At 59.5% G+C, this 25,944-nt stretch carries 19 protein-coding genes and 1 tRNA gene; 14 read left to right on the top strand and 6 right to left on the bottom strand.

Annotated elements, in window-relative coordinates:
* Nucleotides 1-87 precede the first annotated feature (87 nt).
* The 3 genes from J3U87_RS01050 (at nucleotide 88) to J3U87_RS01040 (ending at nucleotide 3,640) form a co-directional block, all read left to right on the top strand.
* Nucleotides 88-1,272, top strand: coding sequence for a glycosyltransferase family 2 protein (locus J3U87_RS01050; RefSeq protein WP_237381168.1), 1,185 nt, complete (start codon nucleotides 88-90; stop codon nucleotides 1,270-1,272).
* A gap of 48 nt (nucleotides 1,273-1,320) precedes the next feature.
* Nucleotides 1,321-2,322, top strand: a complete 1,002-nt coding sequence (locus J3U87_RS01045; protein ID WP_237381167.1) for a glycosyltransferase family 2 protein — start codon at nucleotides 1,321-1,323, stop codon at nucleotides 2,320-2,322.
* A 97-nt stretch (nucleotides 2,323-2,419) separates the two neighbouring features.
* Nucleotides 2,420-3,640, top strand: a complete 1,221-nt coding sequence (locus tag J3U87_RS01040; RefSeq protein WP_237381166.1) for a glycosyltransferase family 4 protein — start codon at nucleotides 2,420-2,422, stop codon at nucleotides 3,638-3,640.
* A gap of 645 nt (nucleotides 3,641-4,285) precedes the next feature.
* On the opposite strand, the gene J3U87_RS01035 is transcribed toward J3U87_RS01040, so the two are convergent.
* Both J3U87_RS01035 and J3U87_RS01030 read right to left on the bottom strand, forming a co-directional pair.
* Entirely contained in the window at nucleotides 4,286-5,185 is a 900-nt protein-coding gene (locus tag J3U87_RS01035; RefSeq protein WP_237381165.1) for an RNA polymerase sigma factor, read from the bottom strand.
* A 123-nt stretch (nucleotides 5,186-5,308) separates the two neighbouring features.
* The gene (locus J3U87_RS01030) at nucleotides 5,309-6,043 is read right to left on the bottom strand and encodes a glutathione S-transferase family protein (RefSeq protein WP_237381164.1); all 735 of its coding nucleotides are present in this window, start codon (nucleotides 6,041-6,043) and stop codon (nucleotides 5,309-5,311) included.
* Between the two features lie 416 nt (nucleotides 6,044-6,459).
* On the opposite strand from J3U87_RS01030, the gene J3U87_RS01025 reads away from it, so the two are divergent.
* Nucleotides 6,460-7,677, top strand: coding sequence for a 6-bladed beta-propeller (locus J3U87_RS01025; protein WP_237381163.1), 1,218 nt, complete (start codon nucleotides 6,460-6,462; stop codon nucleotides 7,675-7,677).
* A gap of 104 nt (nucleotides 7,678-7,781) precedes the next feature.
* On the opposite strand, the gene J3U87_RS01020 is transcribed toward J3U87_RS01025, so the two are convergent.
* The gene (locus J3U87_RS01020; protein ID WP_237381162.1) at nucleotides 7,782-8,024 is read right to left on the bottom strand and encodes a hypothetical protein; all 243 of its coding nucleotides are present in this window, start codon (nucleotides 8,022-8,024) and stop codon (nucleotides 7,782-7,784) included.
* A 757-nt stretch (nucleotides 8,025-8,781) separates the two neighbouring features.
* On the opposite strand from J3U87_RS01020, the gene J3U87_RS01015 reads away from it, so the two are divergent.
* The 9 genes from J3U87_RS01015 (at nucleotide 8,782) to J3U87_RS00975 (ending at nucleotide 17,794) form a co-directional block, all read left to right on the top strand.
* Nucleotides 8,782-9,774, top strand: a complete 993-nt coding sequence (locus tag J3U87_RS01015; protein WP_237381161.1) for an AAA family ATPase — start codon at nucleotides 8,782-8,784, stop codon at nucleotides 9,772-9,774.
* A 3-nt stretch (nucleotides 9,775-9,777) separates the two neighbouring features.
* Nucleotides 9,778-10,653 carry a DUF58 domain-containing protein gene (locus J3U87_RS01010; protein WP_237381160.1) on the top strand — a complete coding sequence of 292 codons (876 nt, stop codon included), beginning with the start codon at nucleotides 9,778-9,780 and terminating at the stop codon, nucleotides 10,651-10,653.
* Nucleotides 10,650-11,648: a hypothetical protein gene (locus J3U87_RS01005; protein WP_237381159.1), complete on the top strand. Its 999-nt coding sequence runs from the start codon at nucleotides 10,650-10,652 to the stop codon at nucleotides 11,646-11,648. The genes J3U87_RS01010 and J3U87_RS01005 overlap by 4 nt, the downstream gene beginning before the upstream one ends.
* Nucleotides 11,632-12,594 carry a VWA domain-containing protein gene (locus tag J3U87_RS01000; RefSeq protein ID WP_237381158.1) on the top strand — a complete coding sequence of 321 codons (963 nt, stop codon included), beginning with the start codon at nucleotides 11,632-11,634 and terminating at the stop codon, nucleotides 12,592-12,594. The genes J3U87_RS01005 and J3U87_RS01000 overlap by 17 nt, the downstream gene beginning before the upstream one ends.
* A 77-nt stretch (nucleotides 12,595-12,671) precedes the next feature.
* Nucleotides 12,672-13,706, top strand: a complete 1,035-nt coding sequence (locus J3U87_RS00995; RefSeq protein ID WP_237381157.1) for a vWA domain-containing protein — start codon at nucleotides 12,672-12,674, stop codon at nucleotides 13,704-13,706.
* Nucleotides 13,703-14,587, top strand: coding sequence for a tetratricopeptide repeat protein (locus J3U87_RS00990; protein WP_237381156.1), 885 nt, complete (start codon nucleotides 13,703-13,705; stop codon nucleotides 14,585-14,587). Before J3U87_RS00995 ends, J3U87_RS00990 begins: the two co-directional genes overlap by 4 nt.
* A 2-nt stretch (nucleotides 14,588-14,589) precedes the next feature.
* A complete protein-coding gene (locus J3U87_RS00985; protein WP_237381155.1) occupies nucleotides 14,590-16,374 on the top strand; it encodes a BatD family protein in 1,785 nt (594 codons plus the stop codon).
* 2 nt (nucleotides 16,375-16,376) lie between these two features.
* Nucleotides 16,377-17,099 carry a tetratricopeptide repeat protein gene (locus tag J3U87_RS00980; RefSeq protein WP_237384466.1) on the top strand — a complete coding sequence of 241 codons (723 nt, stop codon included), beginning with the start codon at nucleotides 16,377-16,379 and terminating at the stop codon, nucleotides 17,097-17,099.
* Nucleotides 17,100-17,293: 194 nt separating this feature from the next.
* On the top strand, nucleotides 17,294-17,794 hold the full coding sequence (locus J3U87_RS00975; RefSeq protein ID WP_237381154.1) for a HEAT repeat domain-containing protein: 501 nt from the start codon (nucleotides 17,294-17,296) through the stop codon (nucleotides 17,792-17,794).
* 4 nt (nucleotides 17,795-17,798) lie between these two features.
* On the opposite strand, the gene J3U87_RS00970 is transcribed toward J3U87_RS00975, so the two are convergent.
* The 3 genes from J3U87_RS00970 to J3U87_RS00960 all read right to left on the bottom strand — a co-directional run bounded on the left by J3U87_RS00970 (nucleotide 17,799) and on the right by J3U87_RS00960 (nucleotide 22,210).
* Entirely contained in the window at nucleotides 17,799-20,126 is a 2,328-nt protein-coding gene (locus J3U87_RS00970; RefSeq protein ID WP_237381153.1) for a TonB-dependent receptor plug domain-containing protein, read from the bottom strand.
* A gap of 883 nt (nucleotides 20,127-21,009) precedes the next feature.
* Nucleotides 21,010-21,081 (bottom strand) — tRNA-Val (locus tag J3U87_RS00965).
* A gap of 151 nt (nucleotides 21,082-21,232) precedes the next feature.
* Nucleotides 21,233-22,210 (bottom strand): GGDEF domain-containing protein, encoded by a 978-nt coding sequence (locus tag J3U87_RS00960; protein WP_237381152.1) that lies wholly within the window; start codon nucleotides 22,208-22,210, stop codon nucleotides 21,233-21,235.
* Nucleotides 22,211-23,041: 831 nt separating this feature from the next.
* Between J3U87_RS00960 and J3U87_RS00955 the strand changes: the two genes are divergently transcribed.
* Nucleotides 23,042-25,939, top strand: coding sequence for a TonB-dependent receptor (locus J3U87_RS00955; RefSeq protein WP_237381151.1), 2,898 nt, complete (start codon nucleotides 23,042-23,044; stop codon nucleotides 25,937-25,939).
* Nucleotides 25,940-25,944 lie beyond the last annotated feature (5 nt).

Genomic DNA, 25,944 nt, shown 5'->3' with positions numbered 1-25,944 from the left:
GGATGACTTTCCAACACTCATCCAGGCCCTGATTCGAACGGATATTTTCGCCGTTTCCGATGGCCGCACTTCGAGGATTGTCCCACCATGATGGAATATTTAATCCTGGCCAAAGATATCGCAGGCTGGTTTTTCCTTGTGTTGGCCCTTTTACCTTCGATCTACCTGGGTTTTTTGGCCGTGGGAGCCTTGATTCCCTATCGCCAGGGGAAAAAGGACGACCGACCGCGCCGCATCGCGGTGGTGATCCCGGCCCACAATGAAACCCTACTGATTTCGGAAACGGTCACCAAGGCGTTGACCCAACAGGAATACCCCGCGGAACACTACTGCGTGTTCGTCATCGCCGACAATTGCAGTGACGACACCGCCGAAAAGGCCGCCAAGGCCGGTGCCCGGGTCTTGGAACGCCATGAAAATCCGGGCAAGGGCCAGGGTTTGCACCAGGCCTTCACCCAACTGCTGGAAGAGGACTGGGACGCGTTCCTGGTCATCGACGCCGACACACAAATGCACCCGCGTGCGCTGCAGACGATCAGCGAAGCCCTGGCCGACGGCGCCAAGGCCACCCAGCTCTTCTATGGCGTGTTGAATCCCAAGGATTCGATGCGTACGGTCGCGATGGAGTTCGCCCTCGCCTCCTTCAACGGCCTGCGACCGCGCGGCAAGGCGCCGTTCAAAGCTTCGTCGGGTATTTTCGGCAACGGTTTCTGTCTTTCCCGCGAGGTGCTCTCCAAGGTTCCCTACCTGGCCCATTCGATCGTGGAAGATCTCGAATACCACCTTCGCCTGCTGGAAGCCGGTTACAAGGTCCGTTTTCTGGATCTCGCCTGGGTCAAGGCCCAAATGCCGATCACCTCGCAGCAGGCTCAGTCACAGCGCGTTCGCTGGGAGCGCGGACGCATGCAGATGATCCGCCAGCACGCCTGGCCCCAGCTCCGCAAGGCGCTGACGGGCAGCCTGACCGCCTTCGAAGCCTTTATCGACGTGGTCATGCCCCCGGTCAGCGCGATCGCGGTGACCATCATCCTGGCCCTCGCGTTGGGCCCCAACCTCGTGCGCATCGGTGCCCTGGCCGCCTTCGCCATGCTGGTGTTTCACTACGGCGTGGCCAGCCTCAAATACGGCAGCGTCTCCGGCCTGATTCGCATCGGGTTCTATTTGCCCTGGTATATCGTCTGGAAAACCTATATCGTGGTTGCCTCGCTCATCAAGCAACGCTCGCTCGGATGGGTCCGCACCAAACGCCATAAGAACAAACCCGCCCCTTGATCGTTCGGCCCCGCGAATCGATCAGCGAATGCAACGGAGAGGATCGCAATGCCCGGCAAGGTTTCGGTCATCATCGTCAACTACAAGAGTTCGAAGTTTTTAGATAAGTGCCTGGAAACCCTCGCTAAAACCGAACACGAGGGCGGTATCGAGATCATCGTCGTCAACAACAGCCCCGGCGACGGCACCGAGGAACTGATTCAGGAGAAACATCCGTCGGTCATTCTGGTCACGCCCGGCACCAACCTCGGCTTCGGGCCCGCCAACAACGTGGGTTTCGACAAGGCCACCGGCGATTACCACCTGATCCTCAACCCGGATGCCTATCCGCCTCCCGACGCCATTTCCCAGTGCGTCGCCTATTTGGACGCCCATCCCAAGGTCGGCATGGTCGGTCCGCGGTTCATCAACGACCACCGGGAACTGCAACCGTCCGCACGCATGTTCCCGACGGTGTTCGACAAGATTTTCATGCTGACCGGCCTGCAGTACAAGTACCGGAACAGCCGAATCTTCGGCCGCATGGACAACACTTGGTGGGACCACTCGCACCCCAAACGCGTCGATTGGTGTGTGGGCGCCTTTCTCCTGATTCCCGCCGACCTGAACAAGCGGCTGGGGGGCTTCGACGATCGCTTTTTCCTTTATTTCGAAGAATGGGATCTGTGCCGCCGCGTCGCCAAGGCCGGCAGGGAGGTACACATCCTGCCGCACGTCATCGTGCAGCACACCGCGGGCGGCAGTAGTGCCAACGCGGACGAAGGCGAACGGGTCGGCAAACAATTGACCCTGTTGCGCCTGTTTGCCGAATGCCTCTACTACTATAAGTATTGGGGCAGATTGGGACCCTGGGTGATGTTGGGGATCGAGCGCCTTTGGTTTTCGCTGCGGTATGTCAAAAACCGCGGCGACCAATCTCCGGAGGGTCAGCGCAAGTCTCAGGCGATGAAACTACACCTTCGCCAACTCAAACTCGCGCTGAAGGTGACGCGATACGGATCGCACATGCCTCCGCATCCTTGGATTCCAGACATGAGTGTTTATGAATAACAATGACCGGTGCACGGCACCACGAGCTCCCGGCGGCGACCATCCGCACGCAATGGAGCCCGTCCCGCCGTATGATGCGCAGGGGAGGACGAGCTAAATGGCCCAGGACCAAATGGCGTATTTGTGCAGCCAGTATCCGGCGATCTCGCACACCTTCATCAACCGCGAAATCGAACAGATCGAGGCTCAGGGAATCAAAGTACATCCATTCACCATGAATCCCGGTCAGGTGCTGGCCGGCGGCACCGAATTCGAGAAGGCCCAACTCGAAATCACCTATTGCCTCAAGAAACAGAACATCTTCTCCGTTCTACAGGCCCAGGTTTCCCAATTCCTGCGCGCCCCGATCGGTTATTTGGGCGGGCTTTTCTACGCGATCAAGCTGCAGCAGGGACGCCCCCGCGACACGCTCTGGGCCATCTTTCATTTCATCGAGGCCGCCATGCTGGCTCGGCAAATGCGCAAGCGGGGCTTGAAACACGTCCACGTTCACTTCGGCGGCAGCGAGGCTTCGATCGCCCTGTACGCCTGCCGGGCCTTCGGCACCACCTACAGCTTCACCCTCCACGGGCCGGACGTGTTCTATCGCATCGCGGCCATCAATCTGCCGGAAAAGATTCGGAACGCCAAATTCGTGGTGTGCATCAGCAATTTCGCGCGCGGCCAGGCGATTCGTCTGGTGGGTGTCCGCGATCTCGACAAGTTCCCCATCGTGCATTGCGGGGTCGACCCCGATCGCTACACGCCGGAGGGCAAGGAACCGGACAAAGACGTGTTCCAGATCGTATGTACCGGCCGCCTGACGCCGACCAAAGGCCAGGCGCTGCTGGTGATGGCCTGTAAACAGCTCAAGGACGAGGGTCGCCAGTTTCAGTGCAAGCTCATCGGCGGCGGCGACGAAGCGGCCGATCTGCAGCGCATGGTCAACGAGCTGGACTTGGGCGACCGGGTCATCCTCACGGGTCCCCTTCCCCAGGACGGCGTGCTCGACGCCCTGAAAAGGGCCCATTTGTTCGTATTGCCCTCGTTCGCCGAGGGCGTACCCGTCGTGTTGATGGAAGCCATGTCGATGGAGATTCCCAGTGTGTCCACCCGGGTTGGCGGTATCGCCGAGCTGATCGACAGCGGGCAAAACAGCTATTTGATTCATTCCGGCGATCCGGACGGGCTCGCCGATATCCTGCGCCAGGCCATGGATCGTCCGGAAGAGTTGGCCCGGATCGGCAAGGCGGCCCGTGCGTTCATCAAGGAAGAGTTCGACATTCGCACGAACGGCACCAAGCTGGCGAAGATCTTCCGCGACCGCGCCACCTTCTGAGTCGACGCCGAGAGCCTGGGTTACCAATCGAAGCGAATCGCTAGGGAGTTCCCGCATTTGCGAGAGGGGCGTCGTCGCAGTAGGTTGGCCCGCCGGGCCGACGCTTCGAAGCGATCAAGGCTGCGCAGATACGAAACGCCAAAGAGCGAAGCACCAATAGAAGCAGGAGCTTCGGTATATGTTGCGAGCGGGGCCGGTATGCCGCGGCCCTGCCCGACGGCCCTTTTCGAAAGCCGGGAACACCATCTTGGCTCGCTCCGCGTTGTTTCTTTCCCGAAATCAAGCTGGCAGCCCGCCCCGCTTGTTCGCGGCTCTTGATGAGACAAACTCTGTAAAATCCGGAGATAAAACTAGAAACCAGAACACACGGATGTTCGGGGAGTTCGTCAAAAAGTGTCGGGCCAGCGGCCCAATCTACAGGCCTTACGACCCCCTCACGATGCGGGGACTTTGGCTTTCCGGCTTCGGATTGGGGCCGCGAGGGAGACGCTGTGCTTCGCTCTTTGGCGTAACCGATTTCCGTTACATGCGTCGCTTCGTTTTGTCGGCCGGGCCGGCCAACCTACTGCCGTGCCGACCCTCAAAGCATGCGGGAACTCTGAGCATGGATCGCTTCGACAAGTTCAGCCGGCGGGCTTTCCGTCCCTAGGTCAGGCTGCGAAACCGCCCGGATTTGACCAGGGCACGCACCGCTTTGGAAAAACTGTCCGGCCCGCGATAGTGGGGATGGGATCGATACACCGCGGCCACTTTTTCCAGCGTGGTCACCTCGCGAATGGTCCGGTGTACGGCCGCCATATCGACCTCGGGCGCATCGGCGCTTCCCCGGGCGGTCGAATCCGACGCGATACGCGGGTGCGTCGCAAACAGCAGCCGCTCGGGATCCAGCCGTCGCTTGGCCACGGCCACCGGCAATCGGGCAGGACAGGAACACCGATTGCCGGCATCCACCAAGCCACATTTGGTCGACATGAAGTCCGTCAGCGCCTCCCGCGCCCGCGACAGCCGTTTGCGAAACGCGGCCGGGCTGATATCGAGGATGTAGGCGCCCTCCTCGCTGCTCACCTCCAGCACTTCGCCGAGGATGTAGGCCATGCGTTTGCCTCGATCGAGGCACATCAGGATCGCCATGCTGCACCCGATTTTCACTTCCTCGACCAGCAACCGCGTTTCGGCTCTGGTGGTCCGCAGCGGCCGGGCCTGGTCCCATCCGGAATCCAAATCCTCGCCGACATCCTTGAACGTCAAGCGTTCCAAACGCCGACGCCGACAGACGTTGATCAAATAATTGGCGGCAATGCGCATCGCCCAGTTCAAAAAACGGCCCTCGCCGCGAAACTCGCTCAAATGAGTCAAGATGCGAATGGCGATTTCCTGAGCGGCGTCCTCGGCATCCTGAGGATGGAACAACATGCGCAGGGACAAACCGTAGACGGGATCCCGCAGGCGATCCATCAGGGTTTCCAAGGCCTCCAGGTCGCCCTCGAGCGCGCGTTCGCACAATCGCTCGAGTTCACCTTTCGATTCAGCTTCGTTTCCGCTCATCTCACGTACCCTCTTTCATCATCGAGCCACCTATCCTGACCACGACCCACGACCCACGACCCACGACGGACCCGGTTTTCGAACGCCGAACACCGCACCCCGCCGGTGGGCCGGGCGCGAGGGTCAGGCTTTCCGATTGGCGCGTTCTTCCACCTCGGGAAACCACTTCTTTTCCAAACGATCGACGTAATCCGTGATGTTGGCGTGCGATCTGGCGGCATCGAAGAGCGGCGAGGCAAACGGGGCTCTCAGCAAGTTGGCGAGAAATCCATAGGCCACGGTGTCGACCGTCGCCGGCCGATCACCCATCAGAAAGGGCTTGTCGCCGAGGCAGGTCGCAAAGGCTTCCAGATCTTCGATGCCCTGGCGGTAGATCTCGTCTCGGGGGTGACGCCCGAGCCCTTGGGCCCACAAGGATTTTCCCGCCCTTTTCTTCAGCATGGGCACCACCAACCATTTCAAGGGTGCGGCCAATCTCCCGAAGAAAACGCGCCTCAGCGTCTCGTCGTTGGCGGGGTCCAGCCAGCGCGAGTACACCATGGTCCAGGCGAAATGATCTTCGAGCATGTGAATCAATGCGGTACTGACCGCCCGCTGCTCGGCCGACAGCCAGGTATCCGGGTCGCGTTGGGTGCGGGTTTTCAGGTGGTCGATGATCATCCCCGAATCGCCGATGGCCTGGCCGTTATCGACGATGTAGGGCATTTTCTTGGTGGGCGCTTTCGAAGTATCGCGCGAGTTGATCAAGCGATAGGGAATCTCCATGAAGCGCAGGTAGGCTTGTAATTTGAGGCAGAACGGACTGAAACTCCCGAGTCCGTAGCCGCCGGGAAACTGATAGAATTCGATCTCACTCAATGGTTCCTCCTGAAACGAAGCGACATACATCGGTATTCGTGTCATCCCCACAAGGTCGAGAGGGCGAGCGGGAGACATGCAAGGGTTTTCGCTTCATGAAGTAGGGACACCTGGCTGATCCTCATTGTGACCGATTCCAAAAAAAATGCGATTTTTTTCGTTCGAGGTGTAAGCATCTCCTCCCCCTTCCAGACTGGGGGAGCAAAAGGAAACGGGTGTTTCGATGCCGAATGTGCTCCCGAGATAGGCCCTTAATGTGCGGGCCCAGCGCCCTTCTCTAGGGAACCACATTTATCCCGTTTCCAAGCTCCATTCAGATCGTCGCGTCCCTCCTTCGACGCGACGTCCAGGCATTTCATCGGCCGCCATCTGTGGCGCGGCCCGGACTCTGTTCAAAAAAATTACCGGGGGAATTCGTGAACAAATTTGTTACCTATCTGACCATATTCCTTTTCACAGCAATTACTTATGCCGCGGAGCCGGCTCCCGTCATCAAAAACGGCATCAAACCCAAGGGCATCGCCAAAACGCTCGAACTCAAGGAAGAAGTGAGGATCACCGCAGAAACAGGCGAGGAGGATCACTACCTCTGGGTCGGGCCTACCGTGACGGTCGCCGCCAATTCCAAGGGTCACATGTTGGTGGGTGACCCCAAGAGTGCGCGCATCGTGGAATTCGACCCGCAGGGAGAATACGTCAAAACCTACGGCAGTCGCGGCGCCGGGCCCGGCGAATTCCAGAATATGACCAGTTTCCAAATCCTGAAGGACGATCGGGCAGTGGCGTTCGAGGCACTCGGCCCGGTCAGCCATGTCTCCTGGTTCGACAAGGACATGGCCTTCGTCACCCGCGACACGAACCAAAGCTTCACCCACATCGAAACGGCCGCACTCTTCAGCCCGGACGGAACGCGGCGGATCAGCCAGATCGTGAACTACAACGCGGAAACCATGATCATGGGTATTTCCACCGCGTTGATGGACGCCGAGAAAAAAACCTTGAAAGAGATTGGCCATGTGGATTCGCCGGCATTCAACCCGGCCCGCGTCAACGACAAGGAATTTTGGGTCGATTTCCTGGCCGCCCAGTTCAAGTTGGGCGCCAACGGGGAAACCGGCATCATGGCCTTCGACGACGACGGCAATCTCTACGTGGCGCCGCGACTGAAGCACTACCGCATCGAGAAGTACGACAAGAACTTGAACCACGTGCTCACCATCGAGCGCAAATACGACCCCATCGCCATTTCGGAAGCGGAAGTCAAGGCGCTGACCACGCCCATCTACGAAACCATCCTGGCGCAGTTACCCGCCGGCGGCGAGCAATTGATCAACCAGGACATGGTTCGCCGGGCCTTGGTCAAAGCCGAATACCCCAAATTCAAGATGCCGATTTTCGGGATGAAGGCTTTGGAGGACGGCACTTTGTTGGTCATCCACGACATCAACGTACTCGACAATCACGAAACGTTCGACATCTTCGACAAGGCCGGTGCCTACCTGGGCTCCTACAAACACTCCAGCCAGGGCCTGACCCGTATGGTGTTCCGCAACGGCAAGGCCTACACGGTCGAGAACGTGGATGACGAAAACGAAATGGTCCGCTACGACGTGAAACTCGTCCCCGCAAAATAAGACACTTTCTCGCGGGACGTCGCGGATGATCGCGGACCGACCACGACCTTATGAAAAACGAAACGACGGCGCGTCAACAGGACGCGCCGTCTTTGTTTTGGGAATCATTTCTCCGGACGTATGGTGAAGGTATAACCCCAGCCTCTGGCGTTCAGGCCTTTCGCCCCGGTCTTCTGCTGGTATTCGACCAACGTCTTCAATGCCATCGCCACGGGTTGCATGATTTCCGGCGAAAGCGCCACCATCGGGTTGATCAAACTGATTTCTACCTGTTTCTTGTCACTGGGAGGAGGAGGTGGCGCCTGCTCGGACGCTTCGTTTTTTTCGTTCTGTGTTTCTTCGCTCAAGGATATAGCCTCCGTGTCACTTTATGATATGGCTGGCTTGGATGCGGCCATTCACGTGGTTTATCGATATGACGATCGTTCCGAATTTTAACAGGAACTGACCCATTTGCGTTCGATCCATCGAACCGATCCGCGAAAGAGCCCGAACCGGATTCAACCACTTTGGAGTTCCCGCTACGACAAAATGGCGCGGGGTGGGCTTCGGATCGCGCCCCTGGGGAACCGCCGAATCGGAACCCCGCTGCCCGCCCGGAAAAGTGTTACAATTGTCGGGTTTTGGCCAAAGACGAGCGAACCGGCGCGTTTCAAGGGGAACGAACTCGAACCTACCCGAGTTTTGTTCGTGCGCCGTGAGCACCGGCCGGGTCTCGCCCGCCTTTCAGAGGAACGACCGCCGGTGGCATTGATTTTGCCGTCCCGGCCAGTTGGAACGCCTGCTAGGTGCCCCCGCACCTTTGGTTCCGTTCCGCCCGCAAGATCTGCAACATTTCGTAATTTCAGCCACTTGAATTCGTTTCATGTTCACGTTCGCAACCGGTTCCAAAGCGACTTCCCATCGCGAAAGATACTTTCGAGTCGACCTTCGCGCCGCGGCTCGCGACCGCTCCTCTTTGCGGCGCCACGCGGCCAAGGCACGAGGGGTCGCGCGGGCCGGGTCCAGTCGACGCATCGGTACCCGACCCAAGGCGAACGCATCGCGAGTTCCTCGCGACCATCGCGAACTCGGCGCTTCGAAAGGCACATACAAGAGGTAACCATGAGTGAAGAAACCATCCGAATTGTCACTGAGAAGGTCAAACAGCACAACCAGTTCATCGACGGCGTCATGATGGAGATCCGCAAGGTGATCGTCGGCCAGCGCTACATGCTGGATCGCCTGATGATCGGTTTGATCACGGGCGGCCACGTCCTGATGGAAGGCGTGCCCGGTCTGGCGAAAACCCTTTCAGTCAACACCCTGGCCAACACCATGGACATGTCGTTCAAGCGCATCCAGTTCACGCCCGACCTTTTGCCCGCCGACATCCTGGGCACCATGATCTACAACCAGAAGGACGGCACCTTCGAGCCCAAACAGGGCCCCGTCTTCGCCAACCTGGTCCTCGCCGACGAAATCAACCGCGCGCCCGCCAAGGTCCAGTCGGCCCTGCTCGAATCGATGCAGGAAAAACAGGTCACCATCGGCGACACCACCTACCCCCTTCCCAAACCATTCCTCGTGCTCGCCACCCAGAACCCCATCGAGCAGGAAGGGACCTATCGGTTGCCCGAGGCCCAGGTCGACCGCTTCATGCTGAAGCTGAACGTGGGCTACCCCACCAAGGCCGAAGAGCGCAACATCATGGACCGCTACACGTCGGGCGAGAAGCCCAGTGCCCGGACCATGGCCTCGCCCGAAGACATTTTCAACGCGCGCGAGGTCGCCGGCGAGATCTACGTGGACGACCGCATCCGCGACTACGTCATCAACCTGATCTTCGCCACGCGCGAACCCGCCGAACACGGGGTTCCCAAATTGACCGAGCTGATCGACTTCGGCGCCTCGCCCCGCGCCAGCATCGCCCTGCTGACGGCCGCCCGCGCCCACGCCTTCATCCGCGGCCGGGGCTACGTCATCCCCGAGGACATCAAGGCCATCGGTTTCGATGTGCTGCGCCACCGCATCAGCCTGACCTTCGAGGCCGAAGCCGAGAACGTCACTTCCGAGGAAATCATCCAAACCCTGTTCGATCAGATCGAGGTGCCCTAGGCCATGGAAGCCAAGGAGATCATTCGCCAGGTCCGGCGAATCGAAATCAAGACGCGCAAGCTGGTGGACGAAACCCTGGCCGGCCAGTACCACTCGGCCTTCAAGGGCCAGGGCATGGAGTTCGCCGAGGTGCGCGCCTATCAGGCCGGCGACGACATCCGCTCGATCGACTGGAACGTGACCGCCCGCTCCGGCGAACCCTACATCAAAAAGTTCTCCGAGGAACGGGAACTGACCGTCATGATCCTGGTGGACATGTCGGGATCGCAGGAATTCGGCTCGGGCGACAAGTCGAAACGCGACCTGGCGGCGGAGTTGACCGCGCTGTTCGCCTTCTCGGCCATTCGCAACCAGGACAAGGTCGGCTGCCTGATCTTCACCGATCAGGTGGAACTCTTCGTGCCGCCGAAAAAGGGCAAAAAGCACGTGTTGCGCCTGGTTCGCGAAATCCTGGCCTTCGAACCCCACGGCCTGAAGACGGACATCGCCGGCGCCCTGCGCTACTTTTCCCAGGTCGTCAAACGCAAGGCGGTCGTCTTTCTGATCAGCGACTTTTTGGATCAGGCCTTCGACAAACCCCTGCGCTTCGTTCGCAGCCGCCACGACCTGATCGCGATCCCGGTGTTCGATCCGCGCGAACTGGACCCGCCCCAATCCGGCCTCTACGTGCTGGAGGACGGGGAAACCGGCCAGGAGATGTACGTGGACTTCGGCAGCCGCAAGGTGCGGCGCGCCTACATCGAACGAGCCGAGTCCACCCGTCGCCAAACGCTGGACACGCTGAAACGTTCGCGGGTGGACGCCATTCCCATCGCCTGCGGGGAGGCCTACGACAAGGCCCTGATGAACTTTTTCAGAATGAGGGAGATGCGCCGGTGAACAAGCTCTTGTCCTGCCCTCTGTGGCTGCTTCTGCTGGGGCTGCCCTCATGGGCGACCGATCCCGACATTTCGGCCGTGTTGGAGCCCGAGAAGGCCCACGTGGGTGATCCGATCAAGCTGACGATCCAGATTCGCCACGACGGCAGTTGGACTTTTCCCAAAAATGCCCTGAAGGAAGAGCTGGACGAAGCACGGGTCCTGAAATCCGAATGGGTGGTTCCCGAAGTCCCGGAAAACGAGGGCGATGCCGAACGCTACCTGGAAATTCACGCAGAAGTCGCCTGGTACGAATTGGGCGAAAAGGTCCTGCCGGAAATCGAACTGGTCGCCCAGGAAGCCGGCCAAGCCCTTCCGCGCACCTTCCTCACGCCCGAACTCAAGGTCGACATCGTGGCGCTCCTGGAGGAAGGCGACGAGGAAGTGGCCCCCGCCAAGGGCCAATTGGACATGGAGATCCCGCCGATCTGGCTGATCCTCACCGCCGTGGCGATCCTGCTGCTGGCCGCGTTGGCCGTATTCCTGGTTTGGCTGTCGCGCCGCCCCCGGAAAGAAGTGGTGATCCCGCCCAAACCGGCGCTTCCGCCCTATGAAGAAGCCTTGCGCGCCCTGGAGGAACTGACCTCGGGCACGCTCTTGAAAGAAGGCCGGGTCAAGGAATTCTACGTGGCCATCAACCACATCGTGCGCCACTATTACTCGCGCCTCTTCGACATCCACGCCGAAGAGATGACCAGTTACGAAATGGAGACCTGGTTCGCCGATCATCCCCACTTGGTTTCGGAGGAGGTCGCGCAGTGGAATACCGTGTTCCAGGAGCTTTGCGACCGCGTCAAATTCGCCAAGTACGATCCGGTCGAGGCCGAAAACCAGGAGAACGTCAACCGGGCCTATCAAATCGTCGAAAAGCTGAAACCCCAACCGGTTTCACCCGATACACCGGCCGGCGACGACGCTTCGGCACAAAAGGAGGACGACGTTGTGGCGGCTGGCTGATCCCTGGTATCTGATACTGCTCGTCCTGCCCGCAGCCCTGCTGGCGCTGCGCCTGTGGAGTAACCGCCGCGGTCGCGCCTCGGTGCTGTTCAGCGGCGGTAGCTACCTGCACGGGCTGCCGCGAAGTTGGCGCGCAGCCGTGTCTCCCCATCTGCACTGGCTTCGCTATCCCGGCCTGGTTCTGCTGATTTTCGCACTCACCCGCCCCCAGTCGGGACAGGACGTGCAGGAAATCCAAACCTTCGCCGTCGACATCATGTTGGTGATGGACGTTTCCGGCACCATGAAGACCGAGGACATGGTGGCCGGCGGCCGCCAGGTATCGCGCATCGAGGCGGCCAAAACGGTCATGGCCGGCTTCATCGAAAAGCGCCAGAGCGACCGCCTCGGCCTCATCGCCTTCGGCACCTACAGTTTGACGCGCTGCCCGCTGACCGTCGACTACACGATGGTCATGAGCGCCTTGCGCGAAATCGACATCAACCTATTCCCCAAGGACTTGCGCCGAACTGCCATCGGCAACGCCCTGGCCACCGCGGTCGGCAGGCTCCACAAGTCGGACGCCAAGTCCAAGGTCGTCATCCTGCTTACCGACGGCGACAACACGGCCGGCAACATCGCGCCGATCAGCGCCGCGGAAATCGCCGAATCCGAGAACGTCAAGGTCTACACCATCGGCTTCGGCAGCCCCGGCCGTACCGACGTCAACGAGCAGGTGCTCCACCAGATCGCGACCAAGACGGGCGGACGTTTCTTCCGCTCCGAGTCGTTGGCCGACCTGGAACGGGTCTACGCCGAAATCGACGAACTCGAGAAAAGCGAGGTCACGGTCAAGAACTACCAACTCTGGGACGAGTGGTTCCAATGGTTTCTGTGGTCCGGCTGTCTCCTGCTGATGTTGGAAGTCATGATGAACCAGATCGTCTGCCGCAAGGTACCGGCCTGATGGGGCACACCGTTCCCGTCCCGCAGGCCGCGATTCACGGACCCGACGCAACCCTTGCGTGAAAAAGGTGAGCTAGCATGAGATTCGCCGAACCCAATTTTCTCTACTTCCTGATCATGATCCCGCTGCTGGTCGTGATTTTCATCTTCGCCGAACGGCATCGTTCCGCCCAGATCGCCGCCATGGTCTCGGGCCACAAACCCGAGCTCGTCATGGGCGCGGGCTTCGAACGACGACTGCTGTACCTGGTTTTTCTCTGCCTCGGGACCCTGTTCCTGGTGCTGGCGGCGGCGCGCCCCCAATGGGGCACCAAATTGGAGACGGTCACCTCGCGCGGAATCGACATCATCGTGGCGGTCGACGTATCGCGCAGCATGGCCGCCACGGACGTGTCGCCCGACCGCATCTCCAAGGCCCGTCAACAGGTGGACAACTTCCTCAACCTCCTGGAGGGCGACCGCGTGGGCCTGATCGCCTTCGCCGGCAGTGCCTTCTCCTACTGTCCGCTGACGGTGGACTACGGCGCCATCCGCCTGTTTCTCAGCGGTCTGGAGCCGGGAACCATCACCGATCCCGGCACCGACGTACCTTCCGCCATTCGCGAAGCGATCGAGGTGTTCGGACGCAGTAATTCCACCGCCGAAAAGGTGCTGGTCCTGTTCACCGACGGCGAGAGCCACGAGGGCGATATCGACGCCGCCGTGGCCGAGGCGGTCAAGGAAGACATTCGCATCTTCACGGTCGGCATCGGCAACCCCTCGAAATCGGGGGCGCGCATCCCCGAAGGCGAGGAAAACGGCGAAGTGACCTACAAGCGCGACAAACAGGGCCACATCGTGTTTTCCCAATTGGACGAAGCGACGCTCGAACGCATCGCCCTCAACGGAAGCGGGGCTTATTACCGCGTTTCCGATGCCGGCATCGAGCTCAGCCAAATCTACAAATCGCTGGCCGAGTCGGAGGAGGCCGAGTTCTCTTCCCGCCGCCATCAGCAGATGGAAGACCGGTTTCAATATCCGCTACTCGTGTCACTGGCCTTCCTGGCCACCGCCTACAGCCTGGGCCATCGTTCGTTCAGGAAACTGCGCCGAACTCAGGGGGTGCGCTCATGATCTCCACGCGTAAAAGACAACCGCGGTCGTGGCTTTGCCTGGCCGGTTTCGCCTTCCTGGGCCTGCAGGTCACATTCGCCGCGAACGACGCACCCGGCCTGCTCGACACCCAGATCCCGACGGGCAACAACGAGGCGAACCTACTCTACCAGGACCAACAGTATCAACAGGCGCTGGACAAGTACCTGGAGCTCTACGAAAAAGAACCGGAAAATTCGGCGTTGGCCTACAACATCGCCAACACCTACGCCGCCATGGGCGATACCGAAAAGGCCGGCGAATTCTACCAGAAGGCCATCGAGGGCGAGCACGTCGAGGCCAAGTCCCGGTCCGAATTCAACATGGGGAACCTGCAATTGGAGTCGGGTAAACTCGAAGAAGCCATTCGCAACTACGCCGATTACCTGCGCGCCAACCCCGAAGACATCGACGCCAAACGGAACCTGGAAATCGCGCTTCGCCGTCTTCAGCGCATGCAGCAACAGCAGCAGAAGCAGCCGCAGAAACAGAAGAACGAAGACAAAGAGAACAAGCAGGAGAACCAGCAGCCCCAGAACATGCCCAACATGGAGCAGAACGAGCAGGACCAGGAGCAGGAACAGAAGCAGAAGGAACAACAACAGCAGCAGGAAATGGACAGCGACGCCAAGCAGGGCAAGGAACAGGGCGACGAAGAGGACAAGCTGCCCAAGGAGTCCAAGGAACTGAAGGACGCGGAGCAGGAAGACGCCAAGGAACGCAAGCCCGAAAAGGACAAAAAAGAGGAAGAACGGCGCAAGGAACAGATTTTCGAAACCCTCGCCGACCAGGAACAGGAACAACAGAAGGAATATCAAAAGCGCAAGATGGGCAAATCGCCCACGAAAGCAAAGGACTGGTAACCATGAGACGGATCGGTTTCTTGGCGCTGGTGCTCCTCCTTCCAGGGAGTGCCGCATTCGCCCAAGACCCCAACGTGACCTTCTCCATCGCGCCGCGGGAAGTCGGCCTGAACGAGCTGGTGCAATTCACCATTCAAGTGGAAGGCGGCCCCAGAGGCAGGGCCCCGAACTTCCCCAACGGGTTCGAACTCGGCGATTTCGAGCTGGCCCAGCGCCGACCCTCCACTTCCATGCAGACCACCATCGTCAACGGAAAGGTCACCAGCACCAACAGCTACACCTATCTTTTGCGGCCCACCAAAAAGGGCACCTTCGAGTTACCGTCCCAAGCGGTGCAGGTCGCCGGAAAAACGTTCCAGAGTCCCAAAACCCAAATATCGGTCAAGGACGAGGTCCGCAATCTGCGTTCGACCCGTTCGCGCTCCCCCATCGACTCCTTCCAGAACGACCGCCGAAACCAGCGCCAGCAACAGGCCGAAATCTTCGCCGAGATGAGCACTTCCAAGAGCGAGTACTTCATCGGAGAACCGATCGCCTTCCAGGTGAAAATTTTCCGGACACCGGGCGTCAACATCTCCAGCAACGGCTCCTCCATGAGCCTTCCCGACTTTCGGGACTTTTGGGTGGAAGAGGTCGATCGCGAAACCTGGCAGGACACGGTCATCCGCGATTCGAAACGCTACGAGGTGGACATCCTCGCCGAGCGCCTGCTCTACGCCAACAAGACCGGCAAACTGACGGTCGATCCCACCGAATTCGAACTGGCGGTCAGCGTGGGCCGCTCCTTTTTCGCGGACTGGCAACGAGTGCGGCGCTCCACCAACGCCCTCGAGTTGACCATCAAGCCCCTGCCCGCGGAAGGCAAACCGGCCAACTTCACCGGTTTGGTCGGTTCCTTCAGCGTCAAGGGTGAACTGGACAAATCCTCGATCAGCCTCGGCGATTCGGTTTCGCTCAAGGTGGAGATCGCCGGTGACGGCAACTTCGCCGCCGTCAGTGACATCACGCTCGACAACCTCAAACGGGACTTCGAGGTCTACGAGGGCGGCACGCCCACCTCGGAAACCAGGGGCGGTCGCGTCATTTCGAAAACCTGGGTTTTCGCCCTGGTACCCAAGCGCGAAGGCGATTACCAGATTCCCCTACCCCGGGTGGGGTTCTTCAACACCGAGGAAGGCCGATACCACACCAGCGCGGAAAAGATCCTCAACCTCGAAGTCACGCCAGGCGAGCGACTCGCGGGCGGCCAGGTTTCCGTGGGGCGCGAATCCGGGACCATCCTGGCGGAGCAGAACCTCAACTACATCAAGCTGGGTGACCTGGGAGACATCTCCGGCAAGCCCAAGCTGCAGCGCCCGATGCTGCTGGTCCAGACCGCCGCCGGATTCCTCGTGCTCGACCTCCTCGTCTTCGTGGGTCTGCTGATGCGCTCGCGTGGCCAGGACCACAAAAACCGCTTCCGTTCCAAATACGCCTGGAAAAACTTCCAGAAAGCCGTCGGCCCGCTCAAGTCCAAGGAGGGCGAGCCCTTTTACGCCGGTTTGGCCGATGCCCTGCTGGGCTACTTCGGCGACAAATGGGACCGGCCGGCCCAGGGCATTTCGCTGGAGATGATTCGCAACCGGCTCGAGAAGGACGGCATCGAACCGACCCATTTCGACGATGTCAACGCCTGCATGGAATCCATCGAATTGGCCCGTTTCACACCGGGAAGCGCGGGTGCACGCGAACAGTTGTTGAACAAAACGGTGGCCACCGTCAAATCGCTAGAGGGGGTTTTGTCGTGATCATGTCCTTAGCACTTTGCCTGTTGTATTCAGCCTCGACGGACGGCCTTTGGCAGGAAGCCAACCAGGCCTACCAGGAAGAGCGTTTCGACATCGCGGCGGAGAAATACGAGTCCTTGCTGGCGGAAGGCGCGGAAAACGGCAAAATCCACTACAACCTGGGCAACGCCTATTTCAAATCCCAAAAACTGGGCAAGGCGATCCTGCACTACTACCGGGCCGAAAAGTTCCTGCCAGGCGATGACGACATCCATAACAACCTGACATTGGCCAACGAATCGCGCGTGGATCCCATCATCGAAAACGAGGACGAAGCCTTCCTGCGCAGCGTCGATCTCCTCTGGAACCGCATGAACTACAGCACGGTGTTCTATTTGAGCCTGCTTTTTCTCGTCGTCGGCGGCCTGGCTTCGCTGGTGATCGTGATTCGCCCCAAATCGGGCAAGTGGCTGGGATACGTCATGGTCATCGGTGCCACCCTGGGCCTGTTGCTGATGGGCACCGCATTCCTTCAGTACCGCCAATTGTCACGCAACGACTTCGCGGTCATCTTGGCAGCACAGGTAGAGGTCCTCGCCGGCCCCTCCACCCGCGAGACGGTGAACTTCACCATTCACGAGGGCATCCGCTGCCAAATCCTCGACGAATCGCCGGGCTGGTTCCGCATTCGTCTGGCCAACGGGTACAACGGCTGGGTGCCGCGCGCCGTGTTGGAAGTCATTTGAGCGATCCGTGGGGGATCCCGGGAAACACCGCGGATCCGCGACCATGCAGGACAAAGGTCGATGGCGATCGAAGGGCGGACGGCCGAAGGGAACACGAGGAGACCGATTCACCGCGGTACATTTCCATTGAACGGGTTGTCTAGAAGTTGTATAACAGGAGTCATCCGGTTCGAATACAACTCACCGAGGTCCACATGCAAGCACACGAGGCATTGGCCTTTCTGCGAACCCGGCAGCCCATGCCCGATCGACCCAGCGAAGCCGATTGGCACCTATACCGGGCCACCACCGACCATTTCTACGATCACCCCGATGAAGCCTGCATCCCGCTCTATCTCAACTCCTTTGGAGACTGGGAAGATCTGACCGTATACGAAAGCGTGCAGGCCGTCATTCGCCGGTTCCCGGCCGAAACGGTTTGGCCCCACCTGGAAGCGGCACTGTGCAGTGAACATCCCGCCGTGCGACTTTGGGCCGCGGATACGGCCCGTCTGATCCCCCATCCGCGATTGATTCCCTTTTTGAGGCCCCTGCTGAAAGAGGAGGGATCCCAGATGCGCCTGGTGGCGGCCACCGCGCTGGAGGCGGTGGGCCCCTTGTTCGTGCGATCCATTGCGTCCGACGCCCTGGAAGACGAGCATGACGCGATGGTACGCGATGTCTTGAGCGATATCGTGCACGAGGATGCAGGCTGAAGGATCACCAGTTGAAATTGAGTTGAAGCTGCCAGTTTCGCCCGACCTGGGGCAGCACCGAGCTGTGAAAGGCGAGGCTGCGCTGACTGCCGTCGTCACCCGCGGCGGCCGATTCGGTGCCCGGATGAAAATGCGTTTCGTCGAACAGGTTGTTGGCCTTCAGGCCGAGCGACACCTGGTGCCAGCGGTAACTGACAAAAGCGTCCACCCTCGTGTAGCCATCCAGGTCCTCGTCTTGGGCCCGAAGGGGATTGCGCGAATACAGCTTCCGATCGGACACCCAATTGGTGCGCAGGAAGGCGTGTAGACGTTCACCCAAAGGCACGTCCAAACCCAAGTTGATCTTGTGCGGCGCGATATCGCCCAAATCCGTATCGCCCTCCAGCCAGAGCCCCTGGTCGTGATCGTAATGAATGCTGCTCTCGGCATCGGTGTAGCTGTAATACACGTACCCGCTGATGCTGTCCAGCCCGACCCGGAAGTGATCGAACTTGAAGCGCCCGCGATACTCGAGACCCAGGATCGTGCGATCGCCGGCGTTTTCCGCTTCTTCCTTGATCACGTCCGTGTATTCGGCCTGATACAGCGAACATTCGTGCAGCATGCGACGCGTCTGGGCCAAGAACACGAATTCCAGGTTGCGGATTTCTTCGGGCTGCAGGTTGGGGTTGGCGGCGCGACCGGTCCAGCCACCCCACAATTGGATGGGCGGCGGTTCCTGAAACGCCTCGCCGTAGAGGAATTTGACGGTGTAGTTCTTGCCGATCGGGCGCACCACCGAAACCCGAGGTTTGACGAAACTGCCGTACAAACTGTTTTCATCCCATCGCAGGGCCGCCTGCACATGCCACTGCTGCACTTGGCCGATCGCCTGGAGGTAGACCCCCTTGTCGGTGGTCTCGGCCAGGTTGTCGGTGGGAACGGTGCCGGAGGTCAGGGTCAAGGGTGGAAAATCGCCGTCGGCGACCGTCGTGTGATAAATGCCGGCACCCAGGGAGGACGCCGTCAGGGACCCGTCGAAATTACCCAGTGACCCCAGATGGGCGTCCAGCGCAGCCGGATCCAAATCGTTGGAGGCCGAGGTACACAGCGAGCCGGCCCAGTATTGACAGATGTCGTAGGCTTTGGTCAGCTCTTTCCGCTCGTATTTGATGCCACCGGTCAGGCGCAGCTTCGGATTCACCTGCCAATCGTAATCCTGGCGTAGTTTCCAGGCGCTGTTTTCCGAATTCCAATCGGAAATCGACACGAAACTGTACTGCTCCGCACCCGCGCGCCAATCCGGCGTGGCCTCGACCCAACCGCCGGAGATGCCGTCCTCACGCAGGGTGACCTCGTTCTTCACTTTCACCTTTCCGGCCAACAGTCCCTCGTGCTTGAAGTAGAGTTGGGTGCCGCCGTTGATCCAGCCCTGGTTCGGCTGGGTCCGGTCGAACGCGTAGTACACGCCGTAGCCCTCGTCGGTTTCCCAACTGGTGATCCCGGCCGTCAAATTCTTGTAGACGAACTCGGCCACGATCCCCCAATTATCGGAGCGATTGGCGTACTCGCCATAGCTCACATCGCGGAAGTTCTGGGCCAACACGGGGCCCCAGAGGTCGCGATCACTCAAGAGTTCGGGACGGATGAAGGTCGTCCCGGGCATGTCGTCCAGATCGGCCTCGTCGCTTGCGAAGATCCGCCCGCTGATGGCGTACCGCAAATCGCCGATGCTGCCACCGGCCGTCAGATCGACGCCGGCACTTTCGAAAGACCCGACTTGCAGCGATGCCGCAAAATGGGATTCGGAACCGAACTCACTGGGGTTCTTGGTGATCAGGTTGACGACCCCCGAAAAGGCGTTGGGCCCGTACACGGCGCCGGCAGGCCCGTACAGTACCTCGATCCGATCCACGTTGCTCAGCGGATATTGGCGGCTGATGACGAAATTGTGGGACCACAGCATGTTGGTCACCACGCCGTTGATCAGGAAAAGCACCCGTTGGGTGAACGGCGTGCGATAACCGCGCTGGTAGGCCGTGGCGAAGGCCGTGCCCTGACTGATCGAGACGTCGAAGCCCGGCAGGTCGCCGATGACTTCCACGAGGTCCGTGTACCCTCTGCGTTGTATGTCGTTCTGGGTGATGACGACCATGACCGCGGGCGCATCCCGCAGGGTCTCTTCGATGCCGGAAGCCGACGAAACCTTGATTTGGAGCAGCTCCTCGAGGGACAGACTGGAAAAGTCCTGATCCAAGAGCGAATCCTCGCCATGAATGCCGAAGCCCACAAGGAGGGCCATCCAGAGAACCGCACTTCGGAACAGATTGCCACGCACAGTTTTCACGATCATGCTCAAGCTCCTTCTCGACGAGACGAGTCGCTCCCAGACAACTCGATTCGTCCACCCGAACCGCCATCGAAAGGAGGTTCGCAATGCACCGAACGACGCTCACACAAAACGTCGCATCGACATGGCCAAACAGACGGGACGAGCCGCTTCGCTCGAAATGGTTGGACGCGAAGCCGCCGCACCGGCAGGAAGGAACCCGTTCCGCCAGATGTGTTGCCGATTGCCCCTTCTCCCTCGGGCGAATCGTGATTGGCGAATGTGAATGACCACACGGATTTGTTCGAAACGAACGGAAGCCGGCAATGCCGTCCCGACCACGAGTGAACCGATTTCGTTCAGCGAAAAGGAGTGAAGAATTGTGCGGATTGCTTTAGTAAACTGCCGAGAATTCGAAGTGTGCGCCAAAAAACACAGAAATAATTGAAAACCACCAAGTCACGGTTCACGGACCGCGCCATTAGAATTCAAGAAAACAGCTATTTGTCATTTAATGAATAGTTGCACAATATCAAATTACACACCAGAAAGCAACTAGGACATCTAAAAACGAAGCCCTCCACAAACAGTCCTAATTGCCTGGAAATCGGCACGAACACCAAATTCGAGGCCGTCGGCCAAGGATCGAAAAACGGCGATCCGCGCTAAGAGGACCGAGGGCTCGATGATAACCGGAGCCGAACACCACCATCCGGAACGGGAGCCCGATTCACACTCGAAGGGGGTGACACGACGCGGTGTCCTCCGCGATCTCGGCGAAAAAAGTGGGCGCAAGCCAGGCTCCGAACGGGACCGAGCCCCATCGACCCATGCTCGGATCGGAACCCCATGTATCGCTGCCGAGGAAACGCGCTGCGAGGACGGCTACTTTATATAAGTATGAGAGTGGGCGATACTGGGTTCGAACCAGTGACTTCTACCGTGTGAAGGTAGCACTCTACCGCTGAGTTAATCGCCCGATGCGCATTGGAACAGCCCTATCTTAATAGAGGTCGGACAAAAGTCAAGACGTGGTTGACGGGAAATGTGACGCTCGGGTGAGTGACGGGGGCTTCGCGGACCTTGCAGGGCCGACGACCGAACCGTTCGGCTTTAGAACGCCGTTCGCATCAAAAATTGACACTGACCAGTTGACCCTTCTGCGAAGCGAATCGGTAGGCATCCTTGCCCATGCGTTTCACGGCGTACATGGCTGCATCGGCACTGCGAATCAGATCGTCGGCGGTGGTGCCGTCGCGGCCGTAGACCGCGATACCGATGCTACATCCGATATAGGCCTGGCCACCCTCCACGCGGAACGGTTCGTTCAGCCGCGAGAGAATCGCTTCGGCGACCCGCGCCCCCGCGGCGACCTCGGTCACCCCCGTCAGCAGAACCGTGAACTCGTCGCCGCCCAGGCGGGCGACCGTATCGGTTTCGCGCACAGAATCGGAGAGGCGCACGCCCACCTCGCGCAGCAGGCTGTCGCCGGCGCCGTGGCCGTAGCGATCGTTGACCAGCTTGAATCCGTCCAGGTCGACGAAAAGCAGCAGCACCAGGGTCTGATCGCGTCGCCCGCGAGCCAGGGCCTTGGAGAAATGATCCATGAACAGCGAGCGATTGGGCAGTCCCGTCAACGCGTCATGGGAAGCGATGTAGCGAATCTGCTCCTCGGCGCATTTGCGATCGGTGATATCCACCATCACGCCGATGATGCCCGCCACCTCGCCGGACGCGTTGGTGAACAGGGCCTGGTGAACCAGCATGTCGTGGGTGCTGCCGTTGGGAAACCGGACCTTGGCTTCCATGACCCGCATCCCGCCGGCGGCCAGCAGCTCGGCATCGATGTGCACGTGCGGCAGGGCCATGTCGCGCGGCAGCAGGTCCAATACGGTTTGGCCGACGATTCGCTCGCGCGACAATCCGGAAAAGACCTCGAACGCCTGATTGCAGCCCAGGTACCGCCCTTCGATGTCCTTATAGAAGACCGGCGTGGGAATCGCGTCGATCATCGTCTGGAGAAATGGAGCGTCGACGACCCGATGGCGTGTGGCCTGCAACTCCTGTTTGAGTCGCCGGTTCTCTTCACGCAATGACTGTAGTTCCATCAAGAGATCTGTTTGGGAAGAAGATTGGATAGTCATGTGTCCAACAGGTCATCGAAAAAGAAAAAAAATGGAAGTGGAAAGAATCTCGCCAAGAGGATAACAGAAAACCCAATCTTCGGCTCAAAAAAAATCCCAGGGCGAATCAAGGAACCGCCGAGCGCATGTGGCGCGGCCGTTCCCGCGATCGGCAAGGCCCCACGCCTTTGTGAGTGTTTTGTTAAAAGTGTCGCATCACAGGGTTTCCGAGACAAATTCCCGAACGGGTGGGCAAACGCGAACGGCCAGGGATTTTCCGCATCACACAAAAAGAAGCCCCCCTTCTGCAATTCAAACGAGGCATATACTTCGGCGAAGAATTCTGTGATGACAATAACGCTGTTGAAGTTACCGGCGAATTTGAGTTAGGCTGTAGCGACGCTTAGCATTCGAATCAACATTGAGACGAATCTCCAATAAGGCCCATGCCCGTTGACGAAACGTGCATGGTTACCCAAGGAGGTGGGGAATAGGTAGATGAAAACCGAGCGGTAGCCGATAGTCGGACCCCGCGACAAGGGTGAACGGAGATGGGTGCTCCGTGAGTCGCGAACCCCATCGGCGCGAAAAAACGCTTCATTCAGACTGGCTTTTTCTCGAGGCGAAGCACGACATACATGAACGAAAGGGCACGTTTTCCCATAGAGATACGTTCTTAGTTGCTTGCCTCTACATTGCGATGACCGACTCGGTGGTTACCTGGTTCCCCTGCTCAATCGAATATATGCGGACATGGTTCATACCATTTTTGCTCATGCAATAAGCCTTGGAAAATCAACAGAGGAGGACTTTTCCATGAGTCTGTCTAAATCCATCCCTTGGAGAGGGTGGGTCGTGCTGTGCGCAGCATTGTTCTGTGTGAACACCTTTGCCGGCGACGACACCCATGGGTTCCTGATGGGAACCGTAGCGACCTCCGGAGGCGAAACCGTTCCCGGCGTGGTCGTTGTGATTGAAAACCAGGACACAGGCCTAAAGAGAGACATGGTCACGAGTGACAATGGAACCTACCGTTTCCCGGCACTCCCGCTCGGCAAATACACCGTGACGGCAACCATGACTGGATTCCAAACCGCCAAGAAAGCCAACGTTCACGTCGGCTTGGGCGCCAAAACCACCTTGAACCTGACCCTCGCACCCGGTGACGTTTCCGAAGTCATCACCGTAACCGCGGCCGAGTCTTTGGTCGATACCACCTCGACCACCTTCGGCCTCAACGTACGTACCGAAGAACTCACCGAGCGTGTACCGGTCGTTCGCGACCAAACCGCCGTCGCCCTGTTGGCCCCCGGTTCCACCGAAGGTGACCAGGCGTTCGAAACGGAAGACGTGCACGGCGGCCAGAAACTGGCCTCCTTGGGCGGCGCTTCGGTTGCGGAAAACGCATACCTGGTCAACGGCCTCAACACCACCAACTTCCGCAACGGTCTGGGCAGCAGCACCGTTCCCTTCGAATTCCTGGAAGAACTGCAGGTCAAGACCGGTGGTTACCAGGCCGAGTTCGGTCGCTCCACCGGCGGTGTCATCAACACCGTAACCAAGAGCGGCACCAACGAATTCCACTACGGCGTCACCCTGTACTGGGAGCCCGATTCCCTGGCGAGCGAAAGCCCGGACACCATCGACCGCACCAACAGCGTCGAAGAGCGCGACGTCATGGACGCGAACATTTACGTGAGCGGCCCGATCGTCAAAGACCGCGCCTTCTTCTACGCCCTGTACAACCCCCGCGATTCGCAAACTCAAGATGCCCGCGTCGACCAGGACCGCGTCTACGAGTCCGACGATGCCTTCTGGGGTGCCAAGTTCGATTGGCACATCACCCCCAACCACACCCTCGAATTGACCGCATTCTCCGACGAGACCGACCGCGACCAGACCAACTACGACTTCGTGCGCGGCTCCGGCCGTGGCGACTTGTCGGGTACCGCCACCCACCAGCGCGGTGGTGACAACCTGATCGCCAAGTACACCGGTACCATCACCCCGACCTTGTTCGTTTCCGCCCAGTTCGGTAAGAACAAGTTCAACCGCACCAGTGAATCTCCGCTGGACGTCAACCCCCGTATCACCGAAATCGCTGCAGACGGCTCCAACCTGAACCTGGGTAGCTGGGTCAACCGCAGCGTGTCCGAAGCCGAAGACGAGCGCGAAGCCATGCGCCTGGACCTGGACTGGTACGTCCAGAACCACAGCATCCGCGCCGGTTTCGACTTCGAAACCAACACCTCTTTCGATAAAACCAACTACTCCGGCGACATCTGGTGGCGCTACGAGTCGGCCGGTGCCGGCAACATCTGGGGCATCGCCGAGGGCACCCCGATCGTTCGCGAGCGCGTCTTCCGCGGCGGCGGTGAGTTCGAAGTGAAAACCACCGCGATCTACATCCAGGATAGCTGGGCCATCAACGAAAAGCTGACCTTGAACGTCGGTCTCCGCAACGAGACCTTCGACAACCGCAACGCCGAAGGCAACACCTTCATCAAGGTCGACAACCAGATCGCCCCCCGTATCGGTTTCATCTACGATCCCAAGGGCGACAGCAGCTCCAAGATCTACGCGAACTTCGGCCGTTACTACCTGCCGATCGCTTCCAACACCAACATCCGGATGTCCGGTGCCGAGTTCTTCACCGAAGGTTACTATGAAGTGACCGGCCGCAACGGCGACGACTCTCCGATCTTCGCCGATCACAACAGCCCCTTGGGCGGCGACATCAGCATCTTCGGCGACGGCACCGTTCCCGACACCAGCGAAATCCTGGACACCTCCATCGAGCCCATGTACCAGGACGAGTTCGTGATCGGTTACGAAACCAAGATCAGCGAGAACTGGTCTGTCGGCGTTCGCGGTGTCCACCGTACGCTGGGTGAAGCCATCGAAGATATCGCGGTCGACGCGGCGCTCAACGAGTTCGTCGGCGATCCCGACTTCGCTCACGGTTTCGACTTCTACGTCTTGACCAACCCCGGTACCGACCTCACCTTCTCCGTCGACACCGACGGTGACGGCGACCTGGATTCGGTCACCTTGACCGCCGAAGCATTGGGCTATCCCAAAGCGGAACGCGAGTACTACGCGGCTGAATTCACCTTCCAGCGCGCCTGGGAAAACAACTGGATGATCCAGGGTTCCTACACCTGGGCTCACTCCTACGGTAACTACGAAGGTTGGGTACGTTCCGACAACGGTCAGGACGACGCCGGTATCACCACCAACTTCGACCAGCCCGGCCTGTTGGACGGCGGCTACGGCAACCTGCCCAACGATCGTCGTCACAACCTGAAAGTGTTCGGTGCCTACGCACTGGACAGCGGGCTCTCCTTCGGTGCCAACCTGAGCGTTCGCTCCGGTCGTCCCCAGAACGCGTTCGGCGTTCACCCCACCGACGAATTCGCGGCCGCTTACGGCCAAGAATCCTTCTACGTGGGCGGCCAACTGGTTCCGCGCGGTTCCCAGGGTACCACCCCGACCGTGTCCAAAGTGGACCTCAGCGCCCAGTATCCCTTCACGGTCGGCAACGGCCAGATCAACCTGCGCATGGACATCTTCAACGTGTTCGACTTCGACGAAGTCACGCAGGTCGTAGAAACTGCCGAGCAGGACAACGGATCTCCCGATCCCGCCTACCTGACCCCGCGCTTCTACCAGACCCCGCGCACCGTTCGCTTCAGCGCGCAACTGCGTTTCTAATCGCT

The sequence above is a fragment of the Sulfidibacter corallicola genome (assembly GCF_017498545.1).
Taxonomy (GTDB): domain Bacteria; phylum Acidobacteriota; class Holophagae; order Acanthopleuribacterales; family Acanthopleuribacteraceae; genus Sulfidibacter; species Sulfidibacter corallicola.
This window is presented reverse-complemented; position numbering and strand designations above follow the sequence as displayed.

Excerpts from the sequence above, each read along its gene's own strand:
- J3U87_RS00975 (WP_237381154.1), top strand. The coding sequence starts at position 17,294 with ATGCAAGCACACGAGGCATTGGCCTTTCTGCGAACCCGGCAGCCCATG.
- J3U87_RS01035 (WP_237381165.1), bottom strand. The coding sequence starts at position 5,185 with ATGAGCGGAAACGAAGCTGAATCGAAAGGTGAACTCGAGCGATTGTGC.
- J3U87_RS00985 (WP_237381155.1), top strand. The coding sequence starts at position 14,590 with ATGAGACGGATCGGTTTCTTGGCGCTGGTGCTCCTCCTTCCAGGGAGT.
- J3U87_RS00995 (WP_237381157.1), top strand. The coding sequence starts at position 12,672 with ATGAGATTCGCCGAACCCAATTTTCTCTACTTCCTGATCATGATCCCG.
- J3U87_RS01010 (WP_237381160.1), top strand. The coding sequence starts at position 9,778 with ATGGAAGCCAAGGAGATCATTCGCCAGGTCCGGCGAATCGAAATCAAG.
- J3U87_RS01040 (WP_237381166.1), top strand. The coding sequence starts at position 2,420 with ATGGCCCAGGACCAAATGGCGTATTTGTGCAGCCAGTATCCGGCGATC.
- J3U87_RS00990 (WP_237381156.1), top strand. The coding sequence starts at position 13,703 with ATGATCTCCACGCGTAAAAGACAACCGCGGTCGTGGCTTTGCCTGGCC.
- J3U87_RS00970 (WP_237381153.1), bottom strand. The coding sequence starts at position 20,126 with ATGATCGTGAAAACTGTGCGTGGCAATCTGTTCCGAAGTGCGGTTCTC.
- J3U87_RS01015 (WP_237381161.1), top strand. The coding sequence starts at position 8,782 with ATGAGTGAAGAAACCATCCGAATTGTCACTGAGAAGGTCAAACAGCAC.
- J3U87_RS01045 (WP_237381167.1), top strand. The coding sequence starts at position 1,321 with ATGCCCGGCAAGGTTTCGGTCATCATCGTCAACTACAAGAGTTCGAAG.
- J3U87_RS00960 (WP_237381152.1), bottom strand. The coding sequence starts at position 22,210 with ATGGAACTACAGTCATTGCGTGAAGAGAACCGGCGACTCAAACAGGAG.
- J3U87_RS00955 (WP_237381151.1), top strand. The coding sequence starts at position 23,042 with ATGAGTCTGTCTAAATCCATCCCTTGGAGAGGGTGGGTCGTGCTGTGC.
- J3U87_RS01050 (WP_237381168.1), top strand. The coding sequence starts at position 88 with ATGATGGAATATTTAATCCTGGCCAAAGATATCGCAGGCTGGTTTTTC.
- J3U87_RS00980 (WP_237384466.1), top strand. The coding sequence starts at position 16,377 with ATGTCCTTAGCACTTTGCCTGTTGTATTCAGCCTCGACGGACGGCCTT.